15 protein-coding genes are annotated in these 17,200 nt (G+C 71.4%); 7 read left to right on the plus strand and 8 right to left on the minus strand.

Going from position 1 to position 17,200, the window contains the following annotated elements; all coding sequences use genetic code 11:
- Positions 1-4: 4 nt before the first annotated feature.
- The 4 genes from KME77_RS17690 to KME77_RS17705 are packed head-to-tail and all read right to left on the minus strand — an operon-like array spanning position 5 to position 5,283.
- Positions 5-817: a carbohydrate ABC transporter permease gene (locus KME77_RS17690; RefSeq protein ID WP_308250745.1), complete on the minus strand. Its 813-nt coding sequence runs from the start codon at positions 815-817 to the stop codon at positions 5-7.
- A complete protein-coding gene (locus tag KME77_RS17695; protein ID WP_246610012.1) occupies positions 814-1,692 on the minus strand; it encodes a carbohydrate ABC transporter permease in 879 nt (292 codons plus the stop codon). Before KME77_RS17695 ends, KME77_RS17690 begins: the two co-directional genes overlap by 4 nt.
- The gene (locus tag KME77_RS17700; protein ID WP_219468686.1) at positions 1,682-2,986 is read right to left on the minus strand and encodes an ABC transporter substrate-binding protein; all 1,305 of its coding nucleotides are present in this window, start codon (positions 2,984-2,986) and stop codon (positions 1,682-1,684) included. Before KME77_RS17700 ends, KME77_RS17695 begins: the two co-directional genes overlap by 11 nt.
- Complete coding sequence (locus tag KME77_RS17705) at positions 2,983-5,283, minus strand: TIM-barrel domain-containing protein (RefSeq protein WP_219468689.1); 2,301 nt, start codon at positions 5,281-5,283, stop codon at positions 2,983-2,985. The genes KME77_RS17700 and KME77_RS17705 overlap by 4 nt, the downstream gene beginning before the upstream one ends.
- 114 nt (positions 5,284-5,397) lie before the next feature.
- On the opposite strand from KME77_RS17705, the gene KME77_RS17710 reads away from it, so the two are divergent.
- Positions 5,398-7,350 (plus strand): beta-galactosidase, encoded by a 1,953-nt coding sequence (locus KME77_RS17710; protein ID WP_219468692.1) that lies wholly within the window; start codon positions 5,398-5,400, stop codon positions 7,348-7,350.
- Here the strand turns inward: KME77_RS17710 and KME77_RS17715 are convergent.
- Complete coding sequence (locus KME77_RS17715; RefSeq protein WP_219468695.1) at positions 7,297-8,199, minus strand: hypothetical protein; 903 nt, start codon at positions 8,197-8,199, stop codon at positions 7,297-7,299. The genes KME77_RS17710 and KME77_RS17715 overlap by 54 nt on opposite strands.
- A gap of 120 nt (positions 8,200-8,319) precedes the next feature.
- Here KME77_RS17715 and KME77_RS17720 point away from each other — a divergent pair, with 120 nt between their 5' ends.
- Entirely contained in the window at positions 8,320-9,234 is a 915-nt protein-coding gene (locus KME77_RS17720) for a cation diffusion facilitator family transporter (RefSeq protein WP_219468698.1), read from the plus strand.
- A gap of 147 nt (positions 9,235-9,381) precedes the next feature.
- On the opposite strand, the gene KME77_RS17725 is transcribed toward KME77_RS17720, so the two are convergent.
- Complete coding sequence (locus KME77_RS17725) at positions 9,382-9,783, minus strand: DUF4267 domain-containing protein (RefSeq protein WP_219468701.1); 402 nt, start codon at positions 9,781-9,783, stop codon at positions 9,382-9,384.
- A gap of 110 nt (positions 9,784-9,893) precedes the next feature.
- Here KME77_RS17725 and KME77_RS17730 point away from each other — a divergent pair, with 110 nt between their 5' ends.
- Positions 9,894-10,499 (plus strand): TetR/AcrR family transcriptional regulator, encoded by a 606-nt coding sequence (locus tag KME77_RS17730; RefSeq protein ID WP_219468706.1) that lies wholly within the window; start codon positions 9,894-9,896, stop codon positions 10,497-10,499.
- A gap of 10 nt (positions 10,500-10,509) precedes the next feature.
- Here the strand turns inward: KME77_RS17730 and KME77_RS17735 are convergent, their stop codons facing one another.
- Both KME77_RS17735 and KME77_RS17740 read right to left on the minus strand, forming a co-directional pair.
- Positions 10,510-10,722 (minus strand): hypothetical protein, encoded by a 213-nt coding sequence (locus KME77_RS17735; RefSeq protein ID WP_219468709.1) that lies wholly within the window; start codon positions 10,720-10,722, stop codon positions 10,510-10,512.
- Between the two features lie 25 nt (positions 10,723-10,747).
- On the minus strand, positions 10,748-11,758 hold the full coding sequence (locus tag KME77_RS17740) for a LacI family DNA-binding transcriptional regulator (protein WP_219468711.1): 1,011 nt from the start codon (positions 11,756-11,758) through the stop codon (positions 10,748-10,750).
- Positions 11,759-11,874: 116 nt separating this feature from the next.
- On the opposite strand from KME77_RS17740, the gene KME77_RS17745 reads away from it, so the two are divergent.
- Genes KME77_RS17745 through KME77_RS17760 form a run of 4 tightly spaced genes read left to right on the plus strand, consistent with a single transcriptional unit; the run spans position 11,875 to position 17,078 of the window.
- A complete protein-coding gene (locus KME77_RS17745) occupies positions 11,875-13,230 on the plus strand; it encodes an ABC transporter substrate-binding protein (RefSeq protein WP_219468715.1) in 1,356 nt (451 codons plus the stop codon).
- Positions 13,230-14,096 (plus strand): carbohydrate ABC transporter permease, encoded by an 867-nt coding sequence (locus tag KME77_RS17750; protein WP_219468718.1) that lies wholly within the window; start codon positions 13,230-13,232, stop codon positions 14,094-14,096. The genes KME77_RS17745 and KME77_RS17750 overlap by 1 nt, the downstream gene beginning before the upstream one ends.
- Positions 14,093-14,935 (plus strand): carbohydrate ABC transporter permease, encoded by an 843-nt coding sequence (locus tag KME77_RS17755; RefSeq protein ID WP_219468721.1) that lies wholly within the window; start codon positions 14,093-14,095, stop codon positions 14,933-14,935. The genes KME77_RS17750 and KME77_RS17755 overlap by 4 nt, the downstream gene beginning before the upstream one ends.
- Before the next feature lie 43 nt (positions 14,936-14,978).
- Complete coding sequence (locus tag KME77_RS17760) at positions 14,979-17,078, plus strand: glycoside hydrolase family 2 protein (RefSeq protein ID WP_219468725.1); 2,100 nt, start codon at positions 14,979-14,981, stop codon at positions 17,076-17,078.
- Positions 17,079-17,200 lie beyond the last annotated feature (122 nt).

Raw genomic sequence — 17,200 nt, forward strand, 5'->3', positions numbered from 1 at the left:
GCTCCTACTTGATGGCGCCGACCGTGACTCCCCTGGTCAGGGTCCGCTGGAAGATGAGGAAGAACGCGACGGCCGGGACGATGCCGAGCAGTGCCGAGGCGCTGGAGGTGGTGGCGTCCATCTCCCGCTCGCCCTGGAGCACGCCGAGGGCCACGGGCACCGTCTGGTTGTCGTTGGAGATCAGGAAGATCAGCGGCAGGAAGAACTCGTTCCAGGTCCAGATGAAGAAGAAGATCACCAGGACCGAGAGCGTCGGCCTGCTGATCGGGACCACGATCCGCCACAGCGCCGTGAACCGCCCGGCGCCGTCCATCCGCGCCGCCTCCAGGATCTCGCGCGGGAACTGGCCGAGCACGGCGCTGAGCAGGTAGGTGCCGAAGGCGGCCTGGATGACGGTGAAGATGATGATGATCGCCAGCTTGGAGTCGTACAGGCCCGCCTCCTTGGCGAGGTAGTACAGCGGGTAGACCAGCGCCTCCTGCGGCAGCGTGTTGGCCACCAGGAAGACCACCAGGATCGACAGCCGGCCCCGGACCCGCCCGATGCCCAGCGCGTACGCGTTGAGCACCGACAGCACGACGGCCAGGACGGCGACCGACCCGCTGATCATGAAGCTGTTCCAGAGCTTCTCGCCGAAGTCGACGCGGGTCCAGAACGTGATGATCCCGTCGAGGTTCAGCCCGTGGGGCGGGCTCAGCGGCTGCCCCGAGGAGTACTCGGCGGGCGTCTTGAAGGCGTTGAAGGTGACGATGACGAACGGGAACAGCATCGCCGCCGCCAGCACGCCCAGCGCGGCCAGGACCGGGTAGCGTCTCACGCCTCACGCTCCTGGAAGAGCAGGAACAGGCAGGTCACCGCGACGATGATGATCGCCAGGACGGTCGCGATGGCCGAGCCGTAGCCGACGTTGGCCTTCTGGAAGAAGTTCAGGTACGAGAAGTACGACGGCACCATCGTGGCGTTGCCCGGCCCGCCCCTGGTCAGCACGAAGATCGGCCCGAACACCTTGAGCGCGGCGATCGTGCAGGTCAGCAGCACGACGAAGATCTCAGGCCGGATCTGCGGGATGGTGATGTGCCAGAACCTGCGCCACCACGAGGCCCCGTCGATCTCGGCCGCCTCGTGCAGCGCCGGGTCGGCCCGCTGCAGCCCGGCCATGAAGATGACCACCGGGTAGCCGAGCTGGAACCACACCATGACCGTCATGACCGTGGCCAGCGCGAGGTCCGGGTCGCCGAGCCAGTCGGCCTCCAGGCCGAAGATCTTGTTGATGGCGCCGTACGACGGGTGCAGCATCCAGCCCCACACCACGCCGGCCACCGCGACCGGCAGCACCTGCGGCAGGTAGTAGGCCGCCCGCAGGGCCGAGGCCGTGCGGGAGCCGAACCTCTTGCCGATGTGGTCGAACAGCGCCGCCGCCAGCACCAGCCCGAGCACCGTGGGGATGATCGCCATCGCGACGATCAGCGCCACGTTGTTGCGGAACGACGTCCAGAACCGCTCGTCGGCGAACAGCCGGGCGTAGTTCTCCAGGCCCACCCAGCGCGCGGTCCCGACCCCGGACCAGCGGGTGAAGCTGGTCCCGAGGTTCATCAGGAACGGCACCACGATGACGGCGGTGAACAGCACCGCGCTGGGCAGCAGGTAGAGGTAGTACCCCCCGCCGCGTCCGCGCTTGCTCTCAGTTGCCAAGATCGGCGAGGTTGTCGTTGTACGGCTGCGCGATCTCGTCGAGCACCTTGGCCGGCGGCTTGCTGCCGTTGATGAGGCTCTGCACCCCCGCCACGAGCACGTCGTAGTAGCCGGGCGCGGGCCAGTCGGGGTAGAAGGCCAGCGCGTCCTGGCTGGTCAGCTTGTTGAAGTTGTCGATCAGCTCCTTGCTCTTGGCGTCGGTGATGGCGGCCGGGTCGGCCGCGACGGGCACGCCGCCGGAGTTGCCGAGCAGGTTCTGGATCTCCTTGCTCATCGTGATGTCGATGAAGTCGTAGGCGAGGTCCTTGTTGGCGGACTTCTCCGGGACGACCCAGATGTTGCCGCTGGAGCCGGGGGCGAACTGGTTGCCGGGCCACAGGAACGTGCCCCAGTCGAACTTCTTGAGCTGCGTCTGCAGGCGGCCGTACCACCAGCTCCCGGACACCATGATCGGGAACTTGCCGGCCATGAAGGCGACGGCCATGTCCTCGGCCTTGATGCCGGCCGAGTTCTTGGCGATGTAGCCCTTCTTCACCCAGTCGGCCAGGGTGTCGGCGGCGTAGGTGAACTCGGGGCCGTGGAAGTCGACCTTGCCCTTGTACAGCTCGTAGGAGTCGATCCAGGCGCGGGAGGCCTTGCTCAGCGCGAGCTGGTAGAAGATCTGCTGGGCCGGGTACTCGGCGCCGGCGTTGGAGATGGGCGTGATGCCGGCCTTGGCGAACTTGTCGAGGGCGGCGGTGAACTCCTCGAACGTCGTCGGGACGGTGACGCCGTTCTTCTCGAACATCTCCTTGTTGTAGTAGACCATGACGTACTCGCCGTAGTTGGGCACGCCGTACCACTTGCCGGAGCCCATGATGCCGCGGTCGTCGTACTTGGCGGTGGTGGCCAGGCTCGCCGAGAGCAGTTTGTCCCAGCCGCGCTTGCCGGCCTCCTCGCTCAGGTCGGTCAGCAGGCCCTGCTTGGACAGCAGCCCGGCGGTGGCGTTGCCCTTGTTGTACTCCATGATGTCGGGGGCCTGGTCGGAGTTGAGCACCATGCTGGCCGTCTTCTGGATCTGCTCGAAGCCCTTGGCCTCGAACTTCACCGTCACGCCCGGGTGGGTCGACTCGAACTTCTTGATCGCCGCGTCCCACGCCTTGCCCATGGCGCCGTCGGCGCTCTCGTAGTGCCAGAGCTTGAGCGTGCGCGGCTGGCCGGGACTGGCGGACGGCTGCTCCTGAGCGCCCGACCCGCAGGCGGCCAGTGCCAGTGCCCCGGCGGCGAGCGCCGCGGCACACCTCAGCTTGATCATGGTGTCTCCTGGGAGGTGATGACCGCCCGGGCCGGGGAGCCCGCCACGGGGGCGAACTCGACCCCCGCGACCCGCTTCGGCCCGGTGACGGTGACGTGCAGGGTGTCGCCGTCACGTGTGGCGGCGACGACGGTCTCGCCGTCGAGATCGTGAACTGTGGTGCTGCCGTCCCCGCCCCCGAAGGCGACGATGGTGATCTCCTCGGGGACGTCCACGGTGTCCCCTGGGCTGGTGGCGACCGGGATGAGCGCGTCGCGGCGGGCGTACAGGGGGATCCGGCCGAGCGGCGTGCGGGCGCTCCGGTGCCGGCCGCCGGTCAGCGTCTCCCCCGTCCAGTAGTCGATCCACTCCCCCTCCGGCAGGTACACCTGGCGGACGCCGTCGGGTGAGGTCATGGGCGCGACCAGCAGGTCACGCCCGAGCAGGTACTCCAGGTCGGCCTGCCAGGCGACCGGGTCGCCGGGGTGGTCCACGCACAGGGCGCGCATCATCGGCGCGCCGGTCCGCGCGGCCTCCACCGCCGCCGAGTACAGGTAGGGCATGAGCCGGTAGCGCAGCCGCAGCGCCGCCACCGCCTCGGCCTCGACCTCGGGGAACTCCCACGGCTCGCGGCTGGTGGTGCCGTGCAGGCGCAGCAGCGGCGACAGCGCGCCGAACTGGGTCCAGCGCACGTACAGGTCGTCGGCGGGCCGACCGGTGAAGCCGCCGGCGTCGTGGCTCCAGAACGGCACGCCGGACAGGCCGTGCGCCAGGCCGCCGCGCAGCGTGCTGCCCATGGCCGGGTAGCTGGTGTAGGTGTCGCCGCTCCACTGGGCGGCGTGGCGCTGCCCGCCCAGGTACGACGAGCGCGCCCACACCAGGCCGTGGCCGTGGACCTCGCGGGTGACCTCGGCGACGGCGTCGTTGAACAGCAGCGTGTACACGTTGTGCAGGTCGGTGCCGGTCATGCCGTTGAAGGCGGTGGCGTCGCGCGGCACGCCCTCGGCGAAGTCGGTCTTGAACGCCTGCACGCCCTGCTGGAGCAGCGGCCGGAGCAGGCCCTTGAACCAGGCGGTGGCGGCGGGGTTGGTGAGGTCGACGATGCCGCAGGCGGGGTAGGAGCCGTGCCAGCAGTCGGCGACGTACGCCTCGCCATCCTGATTTTTCAGGAAATATCCGGCATCGGCGGCCGGCTGGAAGGCGGGGCTGCGGTGGGAGATGTAGGGGTTCATCCAGAGGCAGACCTTGAAGCCCATCCCGTCCAGCTCCGCCAGCATCCCGGCCGGGTCGGGGAAGCTCTCCTCGTCCCAGCGCATGTCCGACCAGTGGCCCTCCGCCTGCCAGTAGGTGTCCAGGTGCAGCACGTCGCACGGGATGCCGCGCTCGCGGATCCTGCGGGCCCGCTCCATGACCCGCTCCTGGGTGTCCTTGAAGAACCCTGAGGAGATCCAGGTGCCGAACGCCCACTTCGGCGGCAGCTCCGGGCGGCAGGTCAGCCGGTCGTAGCGGTCGAGCACCTCGGGCGGCGTCGGCCCGGCGATCACGTAGTAGTCGATGAGGTCGTCGGGGACGACGATCTGCACGACGCTGTGCGTGGACTGGCACACGTCGAACTCGATCGGGGCGCCGCTGTCCACCAGCACGCCGTAGCCCCTGCTCGACTGGTAGAAGGGCACGTTCTTGTAGGCGCGCTGCGACTCGGCGCCGAAGGCGTCGAAGTTCCACATGACGGGCCGCTGACCGCGTTTGTCCAGCGGCGTGAACGACTCGCCGAAGCCGGTGAACGCCTCGTCGGCGGGCGCGGCGAAGCTCTCGTGGTAGGCCACGGTGACGCCGTCGGCGCGGGAGCGGCCGAAGGGCAGCGTGCGCATCCTGCCGCTGATGTCGGTGTGGCCGGGGTCGGTCTCCACCAGGGTCGCGCCCTGGGCGTCGGTGAAGCGCAGCCGCCACGGGTCCAGGGTGATCTCCGCGCGCAGCGATCCCGCGTCGATCGTCACCCCGCCCTGGCGGGTCTCGACGCGGGCCGCCGCGTACGTGCCGGGGGTCACCATGGAGGTCGCCCGCGCCGATCTCGCGCGCGTCTCCACGTCCTGGCCGAGCCGCACCCGGATGACGCCCTCGCCGGCCACCCGCACCTGCACGACCAGGGTCTCCTCCGCCGTGGTCGCCCCCTTGAGCGTCACGCCCGCCTCGTCCACGGCCACCGGCTCGGCGGCCGTCAGCGCGGACAGGCCCTGCTCGCCGCGCGTACGCACCGGCAGCTCCGGCGGGTCGGCGACAAAGTACTCGTGCGCGACCAGGGGCGGACGGTAGGGCATGGATGCTCCTTCTGACGACCTGCAGCTCGCGAATTAGTTTTCCGTCCATACGAACAAACGTCAACGGCCGTGCCTTAGTTTAGACACCAGCCAAACAAATGGAGGGCCGGGACGGTGTACTACGGCGGCGACTACAACCCGGAGCAGTGGCCCGAGGAGGTGTGGCAGGAGGACGTCGCGCTGATGCGCCGCGCGGGCGTGAACCTGGTGACCGTCGGCGTCTTCTCCTGGGCCCGGCTGGAGCCGCGCGAGGGCGAGTACGACTTCGGCTGGCTCGACCGGGTGCTGGACCTGCTGCACGACGGCGGCGTGCAGGTCTGCCTGGCCACCCCGACCACCCAGCCGCCGCCCTGGATCGGCGAGGAGGCGCGCAACGTGAGCGCCGACGGCGTCCGGCTCACCCACGGCAGCCGGGACACCTACTGCGTCAGCTCCCCCGCCTACCGGGCCAAGTCCCTGGAGATCGCCGCGAGGCTGGCCGGCCGCTACGGCCGGCACCCGGCGCTGGCCATGTGGCACGTCCACAACGAGTACGGCTCGTGGTGCCACTGCGAGCACACCGCCGCCGCGTTCCGCGTCTGGCTGCGCGGCGCGTACGGCGGCCTGGAGGCGCTCAACGACGCCTGGACCACCTCGTTCTGGAGCCAGCACTACTCGGCGTGGGAGCAGGTCACCACGCCACGCGCCACCCAGTACCTGCCGAACCCGTCACAGGCGCTGGACTTCCGCCGGTTCCTGTCCGACGAGCTGCTCGGGCACTTCCGCGAGCAGAAGGAGATCCTGGCGCCGTCCGGCGTCCCGGTCACCACGAACTTCCACTTCGGCGACTGGGTGCCGGTCGACCAGCGCGAATGGGCCGAGGCGGTGGACCTGGTGGCGATCGACCACTACCCGGCGCAGGACCCGCCGGAGGAGACGGCGTTCGCGGCCGACCTGGCCCGCTGCTGGGCGGCGGGCAAGCCGTGGGTGCTGATGGAGCAGGCGGTGGTGGCCTACACCGGGGGCAGGATCGTGCCGCGACGGCCCGGCGAGGTGGCCCGGCTGAGCCTGTCGCACGTGGCCCGGGGGGCGCGGGGCGTCATGTTCTTCCAATGGCGGGCCTCCAGGGGCGGCGCCGAGCTGTGGCACGGCGGGATGGTGCCGCACGCCGGGCCCGATTCGCGGATCTTCCGCGAGGTGTGCGAGCTGGGGGCGCTGCTGCCGTCCGTGCCCGACGCCGGGGACGTGCGGGCGGAGGCGGCGATCCTGTGGGACACCGCCTCGTGGTGGGCGCTCCAGTCGCGCGGGCTGCCCTCCTCCGAGGTCGATTACCTGGACGCGCTGCGGCAGGCGCACCGGGTGCTGTACCGGCACGGGGTCACGGCCGGCTTCGCCTACCCGTCGGCGGACCTGTCGGCGTACCGGCTGGTGCTGGTACCGAGTTTGTGCCTGATCTCCGACGCGGACGCGGCCAACCTGCGGCGCTACGTCGAGGGCGGCGGGACGCTGGTCGTGTCGTTCTTCAGCGGGGTGAGCGACGAGCACGGCCGGGTGCGGCTGGGCGGGTACCCGGGGGCGCTGCGCGAGGTGCTGGGGGTACGGGTGGAGGAGTTCCACCCGCTCGCCGAGCCGGTCGAGCTGTCGGACGGAGCCGCCGGGCCTCCCCCTTCCGGCGCCGGATCGCCGCCGGACTGGGGCACCGGGACGCTCTGGAGCGAGCACGTTCACCTGGCCGGGGCGCAGGCGCTGGTGTCGTACGCGTCCGGGCCGCTGGCCGGGCTGCCCGCCGTCACCCGGCACGCCTACGGCTCCGGCACCGCGCTGTACGTCTCCACGCGGCTGGCCGACGCCGCCTTCGCCCGGCTGCTGGGCCTGGCGCCGCACCCGGCGGGGCTGGAGCTGGTGCGGCACGACCGGGCGGTGTTCGCGATCAACCACGGCGACCGGGAGCAGCCGGTCGGCCCCGGCCGCGACCTGGTCACCGGCACCGTCGTGGAGAGCCTGCCGCCGGGCGGGTTCGCCGTCCTGGCCGGGCTAGAGGCGGCGGACGCAGGTGACGTCCGGGTAGGGATCGGGGCCGAGCGGTAGGCCGCCGATCCCGCTCGACGTCGTCACCGAGTAGTCGGCGGGCCGCTTGCACTCGAACTCGGCGCTGATGGCGCCGACCACCTTGCCCCACGCCTTCTTGCTGGCGCACGGGACGTCCTTCAGCCCGCCGACGATGGCGGTCACCGTGCCGCCGAAGATCCCCTTGCGTTTCTTGGTCTTCGGCGCGGTCAGGCAACTGCCCAGCTCGTGCTGCGGGCCGATCTTCGTGGCGGGCGCGCCGGGGCCGACGCACGTGTACGAGCCCTCCCGCTTGTAGGCGTAGGACCAGGCCCGGTTCTCGCAGCCCTTCTTCGTCTTCGTGAAGGAGCGGATCTTGCCGGGGCCGTGGGCGTCGTAGCACTCCCGCTCCTGGACGACGTTGTCGTCCCCGATCAGGGTGCAGTCTCCGACGCGCAGGATCCCGCCGCCCTTGCCGGGGTCGCCCGGGTGCGGGGCGCGGCTGTTGCGCAGGCAGGCCGTCCTCGGGTCCTGCCCGGCCGGGGTGTCCAGCCAGCCGTCGGCGTCACGCGGGCACTTGCCCGCCCCCTGGCCCCGCTCCACGAGCCTGGTGATCCGCACCCCGGCCGTCACCTGCGAGCAGTCGATCACCGCGACGGGCTGGACGTCGGGCTTGGGCATCGACACGTCGAGGCAGGCGTCCTCGGCCCAGGCCGCCTGGGTGGGCGACGGGGCAGGCGACGGCTGCGCGCTCGGCCGGCCGGCTGTGCTCGAAGGTGTCGATCCCGCGCCGCCGTTGCCGCTGCTGCAGCCCGCCGCCATGGCCGTCACCAGCGCCGTCACGGCCACGACGACCCGCGGCCCCCGTACGTTCGATAACCGCCGTCTCACGAAGCGTCACCCCGCCGTCTCGTCTGTCGGGACGATCTTCGGTCACCGGCCGCCGCTCTGACAAGACGCCGCCGTCCTGGGTAAGAGGGGGCGACGCGGAAACGTACTTGAGGAGGCGGCGTGAGCCGGGACGGGGCACAGGAGGCGACACTCGCGGCGCTGGCGGCGAACGTGGGAGTCGCCGTCACCAAATTCGTGGCGTTCTTCTTCACCGGGTCGTCGGCCATGCTCGCCGAGGGCATCCACTCGGTCGCCGACACCGGCAACCAGGGGCTGCTGATGCTCGGCCGCCGGCGCTCCCGGCGCGGGCCCAGCCCCGCCCACCCGTTCGGCTACGGTCGTGAGCGCTACTTCTACGGCTTCCTGGTGTCGGTGGTGCTGTTCTTCGGCGGCGGCCTGTTCGCCCTGTACGAGGGGTACGAGAAGATCGCCCACCCGCATCCGCTGGAGAGCTGGCCGTGGGCCGTCGGCGTGCTGCTGGCGGCGATCGTCATGGAGGCGTTCTCGCTGCGCACGGCCGTGCGCAACTCCAACCAGGAGCGGCACGGCCGGTCGTGGACCCGCTTCATCCGCGACGCCAAGGCGCCCGAGCTGCCCGTGGTGCTGCTGGAGGACACGGCGGCGCTGGCGGGGCTGGTGTTCGCCCTGATCGGGGTGACACTGACGATCGTCACGGGCAACACCGCCTTCGACGGCGGCGGGTCGATCGCCATCGGGCTGCTGCTGGTGGCGGTGGCCGCGACGCTGGCCAGGGAGACCAAGAGCATGATCATCGGCGAGGCGGCGACGCCGGAGGTCCAGCGGGCCATCAGGAACGTCCTGGACGACGACCCGGCGATCGAGGCCTACACCCAGGTCCGCACGATGCACCTGGGGCCGGAGGACCTGCTGGTGGCGGCGCGGGTCACGATGCCCGCCTCGGCGGACACGGACGGCGCGGCGGCGGCGCTGGCGGACACGGAGCGGCGGATCAGGGAGCGGGTGCCGATCGCGTCGGCCGTCTACCTGCAACCGACCCCGCCGGACGGGGCATAGCCGCCGGAGACTCAGGGCGTGAGCCACGAGCCCCGGCGGACCCGTAGAGGCAGGCGGTGGAGGCGGCGGCCATCGTGGCGCCGCCCGTCGGCACGGTCGCCGTCACGGCGCCGACGAGGGCAAGCCTGCGCGCGGCGGCGAGGAGGCTCAGGGGCGGACCGTCTCAGTTCGGCGGGCCTCCCGAAGAAGCAGGCAGGCCACGACGACGACCACGGCGGCGGCGCCCAGGTGCATGCCGTACGCGGCCGCCGGCGACCCGTTGTGGGTCAAGACGGCGATCGCGTCGCCGATGGGGATGATCGCGTCAGCGAGCAGGACCCAGCCGAGCGCCCGCCTGTGCCCCGTTCCCAGCAGGATCAGACCGACCGTCCCGCAGGCCACGTCGCGGACGCCCTTGACGACGAAGTATCCGGTGGCGTCGCCCTGAGGGGCGTCCATGCCGAAGGAGGCCGCGGCCGTGCCCGGGCTGATGAGGAACTGCAGTCCGAAGAAGATGACGGCAAGCGCGGTGAGCGCGGCCGCCGCCGTGGTGACGCGTCGCCAGGACATGAGGGTCTCCCAAGGGGTCGGGGAAGAGAGTCGTCTAACAATGTTCAAACTCCTAACATTGTTAGACATTAGACCGGCGATAGGATGTGGCGTCAACAGGAGGACGGATCATGGTGACCACCAGCCAGAGACGGCGCGAGCGGGAGCGGCGGGAGATGCGCGCCCGGCTGCTGCAGGCGGCCCGGGTGATCGCCGCCGAGGAGGGCTGGAACGCGGTCACCATCCGCCGCATCGCCGGCCGGCTCGAATACAGCGCGCCGGTCCTCTACCAGCACTTCTCCAGCAAGGAGGAGCTGCTCACCGAGCTGATGGCGGTCGGTTTCGCCGAGCTGGCCGGGCAGCTGCGCCTGGCGGCCGAGGGCCCGCCGGAAGGACGGCTGGCCGCGATGGCCGGCGCGTACTGGGCGTTCGCGTTCGCCTCGCCGGAGCTCTACCAGGCGATGAACGGCATGGACGGGGTGCCGTTCGGCACCGCCGAGACCCCGGAGGAGGCCAGGAACGCCTTCCGGACCTTCCGCGCCGCGTTGCAGGAGATCGCGCGGGCGCGCGGCGCCGAGCTGGCCGACCCGGCGGGCGCGACCGACACGATGTGGGCGTTCCTGCACGGCTGCGTGTCGCTGGCCATGGCGGGCAGGATCGCCGGCGGGACGGAGCGGGCCAGGACACTCATGGTGAGCGCCCTGGAGCCGTTGTTCGCCGCCCAGGTCGAGGGCTGAGCGGCGGGTCTCAGGCGGCCGCGGGGTGGAGCAGGACCTTGGTCCAGCCGTCCACGCGCTTGTCGAACTGGTCGTAGGCGTGCGGCGCCTCCTCCAGCGACAGCTCGTGGGAGACGATGAGTCCCGGCCTGGCGCGGCCCTCCTTGGCGCCCTCGTCGGCCGCGCCCGGGTCCTGCGGGTTGTACACGCCGACCACGCCGATCCGGCCGGTCGAGCGGACCACCTGACCTCAGCCGGGGGACGGAGGCTCAGCCCGCCGTACTCTCCCGGACGACCAGGCGGTGCGGGACGACGATCTCGGCGGGCTGGGGGGCCGCGCCGTTGATCGACTGGAGCAGGACGCCGACCGCGCGGCGGGCGATCTCCGCCTTGTCCGGGGCCACCGTGGTCAGGCTCGGGGTGCTGTACTGGCCCTCCTCGATGTCGTCGATGCCGACCACCGCGATGTCGTCGGGGATGCGGCGTCCGGCCCTGGTCAGGGCGCGCATGGCGCCCAGGGCGAGCAGGTCGTTGTAGCAGAGCACGGCGTCGGGCGGGTCGGGCAGGGCCAGCAACCGCTCCATCGCCTCGGCACCGAGCCGCCGGTGGAAGCGCGGGGTGGGCACGACCAGCCGGTCGTCCACGTCCAGGCCCCGGCGGGCGTGCGCCTGGCGGTAGCCGATGGTGCGCAGCTGGGCGGTCTCGCCGGTCGCGTACGGCTGGTCGCCGATGGCGGCGACGCGGCGGCGGCCCAGGGCGAGCAGGTGTTCGGTGGCCTCGCGGGCGGCGGCGACGTTGTCGATGGCGACGTGGTGGAAGCTGCCGTTGAAGATGTGCTCGCCGAGTAAGACGACGGGCACCCGGTTGCCGCGGCCGCGCAGCTCGTCGGCGGAGATGGCCAGCGGGCTGAGCAGCAGCCCGTCGAACATGGTGGCCCGCGAGTCGCGGCCGAGCAGCTCACGCTCGCGTTCGAGGTCGCCGTCGGTCTGGTCGACCATGACCACGTAGCCGTGCGCGCGGGCCGCGGTGATCACCTCGCGGACCAGCTCGGCGAAGTAGGGCACGTCCAGCTCGGGCACCGCCAGGGCGATCATGCCGGTACGGCCCTGCTTGAGGTTGCGGGCGATGAGGTTGGGACGGTAGTCCAGCTCGTCGAGGGCGGCCTGCACGCGGACCCGCAGCTCGTCGGAGACGGGCGCGTAGCCGTTGACCACGTTGGACACCGTGCGGATCGAGACGTTGGCCCGCTTGGCGACGTCACGCAGCGTTGGTCCTGGCATGTCCCTCCTTGTCCGTCGGTCGGATCCTAGCTCACTCTTGCATCGTTGCAGAGGAGTATGCATGATGTCTGCATCGTTGCAGAGCCCTCACGTGGGCCTCGCCGGAGGAGTTGGAAATGTCTGCACCCACTTTGGGCCGCCGTGGCTTCCTCAAGGGAGTGCTCGGCGCCGCCGCGGGGGCCTCGCTGGCGGCCTGCGCCCCCGGCGGCGGCACGAGCGCGGCGCCGAGCAAGCTGGCCGCGCCGTCCGCCTCGGCCTCCGCCAAGGGGACGATCACGATCTGGAACCGGTCCGGCGACCTGTTCAAGGTGTTCGACGCGGCGATCGCCAAGTTCCGCGCCGCCTACCCCGGCGTCACGGTGAACCACCAGGCCGTGGACATCGACGCCAAGCTGGCCAACACGCTGATCAGCGGCACCGACGTGCCCGACGGCAGCTTCTGGGACGACGCCAAGATCGGCAGCCAGGCCGAGCACCTGTACGACCTGACCGACCTGATCGCCCCGCACCGCGACAAGGTGGCCCCGTACAAGCTGTCGGTCAACACGGTCGGCGGCAAGATCTTCGGCGTGCCGTGGGACCTGGACCCCGGCCTGCTCTGGTACCGCGAGGACATCCTCCAGGACACCGGCGTCGACCCGGCCGCCATCGCCACCTACGACGACCTGCTCAGCGCCGCCAGGACCGTCCAGGAGAAGAACCCCAGGACCAAGCCGATCCACCTGGACAAGAACCCGTTCCTCGGCCAGCTCTGGCTGGAGATGATGGCCAACCAGCAGGGCACGAGCCTGACCGACGCGCAGGGCAAGCTGCGGCTGGACTCGCCCGAGTACCGGCGCGTCCTCGGCTGGGTGCGGGAGGTCGTCAAGGGCGGCCTGGCCACGCACGCCCCCTACCTGGAGCCGGCCGACATCAACACCCTCGACGGCGGCCAGCAGGTGTTCGTGCCGTGGGCGATCTGGTGGTCGTTCGCGCCGCAGCAGCTCCTGAAGGCGACGAAGGGCAAGTGGCGGGCCATGCCGCTGCCGGCGTGGACGCCGGGCGGCGCGCGCAGCGGCGCGATGGGCGGCAGCAGCTTCGTCATCCCCGCCAAGGCGAAGAACCCGGAGCTGGCCTGGCTGCTGTACGAGTTCCTGTGCTTCACCGAGCCCGGCTGCACGGCGGTGTACGGCCCGAACAGCGTCTACCCCGGCGGCCTGTCCACCTCCGTGCCCGCCTGGACCCCGGCGCTGGCCGCCGACAAACCGCTGTTCAAGCCCCTGGAGGCGCTCGGCGGGCAGGACCTGTGGAAGGTCGCCGTCGAGGCCGCCGCCACCATCCCGGCCGCCGCGCCGATCCCCTGGTGGTGGGCCCAGTCGGTGGACTACCTGGGCGACAACACGCAGCGGCTGATCGAGGGGAAGATGACCCCCGACGACGTGATCGCCGACTCCGCCAAGAAGATCCAGCGCAACCTGATCGACCGCTCCTGATGAGGTCCGCGCGGCTGTCGCCGTACCTGTTCATCGCCCCGTTCTTCGCCGTCTTCGCCGCCTTCGGGGTGTATCCCCTGCTGTACGCGCTCCAGCTCAGCCTCACCCGCTGGCGCGGCGCCGGGGAGGCCCACTGGGTCGGCCTGGGCAACTACCTGTACCTGCTGACCAGCCCGGACTTCTGGGCCTCGCTCGGCAACAGCGCGGTCATGTGGCTGCTGATCGTGCCGGTCCAGGTCGTGGCCGGGCTGGGCGCGGCGGTGCTGCTGGCCAACGCGAAGCTGCGGCTGCGCGGGCTGTTCCGGGTGGCGTTCATCGCGCCGTTCGTGACCCCGCTGGTGGCGATGGCGCAGGTGTGGATCGTGGTCTTCGACCAGGACTACGGGCTGGTCAACCACGTGCTCGGCCTGTTCGGGCTGCCGGCGGTGGGCTGGCTGACCTCCACCGTGTGGGCCAAGCCGACGCTGGCGCTGCTGTTCCTGTGGAAGACCACCGGGTTCGCGATCATCATCCTGCTGGCCGGGCTGCAGGCGGTGCCGGGCGGCGTGTACGAGGCCGCCTCGATCGACGGGGCGTCGCGGTGGCGGCAGTTCTGGTCGCTGACCGTGCCGCTCGTGCGGCGGAGCACGGCCTTCCTGGTGGTCGTGCAGACGCTGGCGGTCTTCCAGATGTTCGCCGAGCCGTTCGTGGTCACCGACGGCGGCCCGTACGGCTCGACCACCACCGCCGGGCTCTACCTGTACGACCACATCACCGCCTCCGACCTGGGCACCGGCGCCGCGAACTCCTTCCTGCTGGTGCTGCTGGTGTTCGGCCTGTCGCTGGGCGCGGTGCGGCTGCTGCGCCCCAAGGACGGAGCCTCATGAGGCACACCAGGCCGAACGCCGCCCACTACGTGGTGCTGGCGGTGCTGGCCGTCGCGTTCCTGTACCCGATCTGGTGGGCGATCAGCTCCTCGTTCAAGCCCGCCGCCGACATCATCGCCGACCCGCTGGCACTGGGCGGGCCGACGCTGGACAACTACCGGGCGATGTTCGCCGACGTGCCGATCGGCACCGGGTTCGCCAACACGGCGCTGGTGCTGGCGGTCAAGGGCGCGATGACGATGATCTTCTGCCCGCTGGCCGGGCACGCCTTCGCCAAATACACCTTCCCCGGCAAGAACGCCCTGTTCGGGGTGGTGCTGCTGACGCTGATGCTGCCCACGCTGGTGCTCATCATCCCGCTGCTGCTGGAGATGAGCGCGCTGGGCTGGGTGAACACCTACCAGGCGCTGATCCTGCCGGGCAGCGTGGACGCGTTCAGCATCTTCTGGATGCGGCAGGTCATCGCCGCCATCCCGGACGAGCTGATCGACGCCGGGCGGGTGGACGGCGCGAGCGAGCTGGGCGTCTTCACCCGGGTCGTGCTGCCGGTGATCCGGCCCGGCCTGGCCGCCCTGGCCGTGCTGACCACCATGAACGTCTACAACGACTTCGTCTGGCCGGTCGTCGCCGTCAACGACACCGCGCACCAGACCCTCCAGGTGGTGCTGTCCACGCTGGCGCAGAACGTCACCGGCAACCGCGTCGGCGCCGACTTCGCCACCGTGTGGGGCGAGCTGCTGGCCGCCGGCAGCATCGCCATGCTGCCGCTGCTGGTGATCTTCGTCCTGCTGCAGCGCCACTTCATCAGCGGCATCCTCGCCGGCAGCGTCAAGGGCTGACCGGACCTCTTCCATGAGCGGAACCTTCCATGATCGGAGCAGCATGACGCCCCGTGCCGAACAGCCCCGTGCCGAACAGCCCCGTGCCGAATATCCCCGTGCCGAATATCCCCGGCCCCACTTCGACCGGTCGCACTCCTGGGCCAGCCTGAACGGCGACTGGGACTTCCGGGCGGACGACGGCCGGGACTGGGACCGGACCATCACCGTGCCGTTCGCCTGGGAGACCCCGGCGTCCGGCGTCGAGGCCCACTGGCTGCCGCTCGCCTGGTACCGCCGCCGCTTCACCGTCCCGGCCGGGTGGGCCGGGCAGCGGGTGGTGCTGCACTTCGGCGCCGTGCACCACGAGGCCACCGTCTGGGTGAACGGCACCGAGGTGGCCCGGCACACCGGCGGTTACACGCCGTTCGAGGCCGACGTCACCGGCGCGCTGGGCGACGGCGAGCAGGAGGTGCTGGTACGGGTCGCCGCGCCGGCCGACAAGCGGGAGCTGGCGCACGGCAAGCAGCGCAGCGTGCCGCGCGACGACTTCGACGGCGTCTGCTTCACCCCGTCGTCGGGGATCTGGCAGAGCGTCTGGCTGGAGGCGCGGCCCGCCACGCACCTGGCCTCGCTCAGGCTGCGCCCGGCCGGGGACCTGGACGCCATCACGGTCGAAGCCCGCGTGACGGAGACGTCAGGGTCCTCGGAGGCGACCCTGCCCACGACCCTGCGGCTGACCCTGCGCGAGACGGGCGCGTCCGTCGAGGCGCAGGTCGTGGACGGGGTGGCGCGGGCCGTGCTGCCCGTCGCCGAGCCGCGCCTGTGGTCGCCGGAGGACCCGCACCTGTACCACGTGGACGCCGAGCTGACCTCGCCGAGCGGCGTGGACCGGGTCACGGCGTACACCGGGCTGCGCCGGATCGAGGCCGCCGGCGAGGACCTGTACCTCAACGGCCGCCGCCTGTTCGTGCGCGGCGTGCTCGACCAGGGCTACTGGCCGCGCACCGGCATCACCGCGCCCAGCGACGCCGCGCTGGTCCGTGACCTGGAGCTGGCCGCGGCGGCGGGCTACAACCTGGTGCGCAAGCACCTCAAGCTGGAGGATCCGCGCTTCGTCCACCACGCCGACCGGCTCGGCATGCTGGTGTGGGCCGAGCCCGCCGCCACCGGCCGGTTCTCGGCCGCGTCGGTGGCCGCGTTCGAGGCGCAGATCGCGCCCATGGTCGAGCGGGACGGCAACTCCCCCGCGATCGTCATCTGGGGCCTGTACAACGAGGAGTGGGGCCTGGACTGGGACATTCCCGGCGACCCGGCCAAGCAGGAGGCGGCGGCGCGGGCGTACGACCTGCTCAAGGCCCTGGACCCGTCGCGGCCCGCCGTGGAGAACTCCGGCTGGGCGCACGTCCGCACGGACCTGCTCGACTGGCACCACTACGACGAGTCCGCCGCGACGTGGGGCAGGACGGTCGCCGCGCTGATGAACGGCGACCAGGACGACTTCCCCGTCCGGCTCGGCCCTGACCATGTGGTCCGCAAGGCGCTGGCGGGCTCGCCGTCGCAGCCGCTGCGCGGCCTGCCGAACCTGAACAGCGAGTACGGCGGCGGCTTCACCTGCGTCGAGCGGGCCTGGCACCTGCGCTGGCAGACCCAGGAGCTGCGCCGCCACGACCGGCTGGCCGGCTACGTCTACACCGAGCTGTACGACATCGAGCACGAGTCGGCCGGGCTGCTGGACTTCGAGCGCCGCGCCAAGGACCTGGCCGGGGTGGACCCGGCCGACGTGAACGCCGTCACCACGCTCGTCCTCGACGTCGTGCCCGTCGCGCCCGGCCGTGACCTGCTCAGCGAGAGCGGGCAGGTCACCGTCACCGTCCGGGTCTCGCACCACGGGACGGAGCCGGTCGGCGGCCGGCTGCGCACCGCCTGGACGCCCGTCCTCGGCGCCGCTCCCCCGCTCCTGGAGGGGGACGGGCCGCGGGCCGAGGCGAAGCCGTTCCTGCTCAGCGCGCCCGCCGAGGTCCACGCCCGCCTGCCCGAGGGCTGGACCAGCGGCCGGCTGCACCTTGCCCTCGTCGCGGAGGACGGCGCCGTCCTGGCCCGCTCCGCCGTGGACGTGGACACCCACACGGCCCCGGTCATCGGGGACGACCCGCACATCTGACGACAGGAGAGACCGTGCCCATCGCACCCCCCAACCGCCTGTTACCGCTGCTCTCGGCGATCGTGCTGATCGCCGCGTACCTGGTCGCCCTGGCCGGTCCCGCCTCGGCGGCCCCGCCCGGG

This window comes from Nonomuraea rhizosphaerae, assembly GCF_019396405.1.
GTDB classification, from domain to species: domain Bacteria; phylum Actinomycetota; class Actinomycetes; order Streptosporangiales; family Streptosporangiaceae; genus Nonomuraea; species Nonomuraea rhizosphaerae.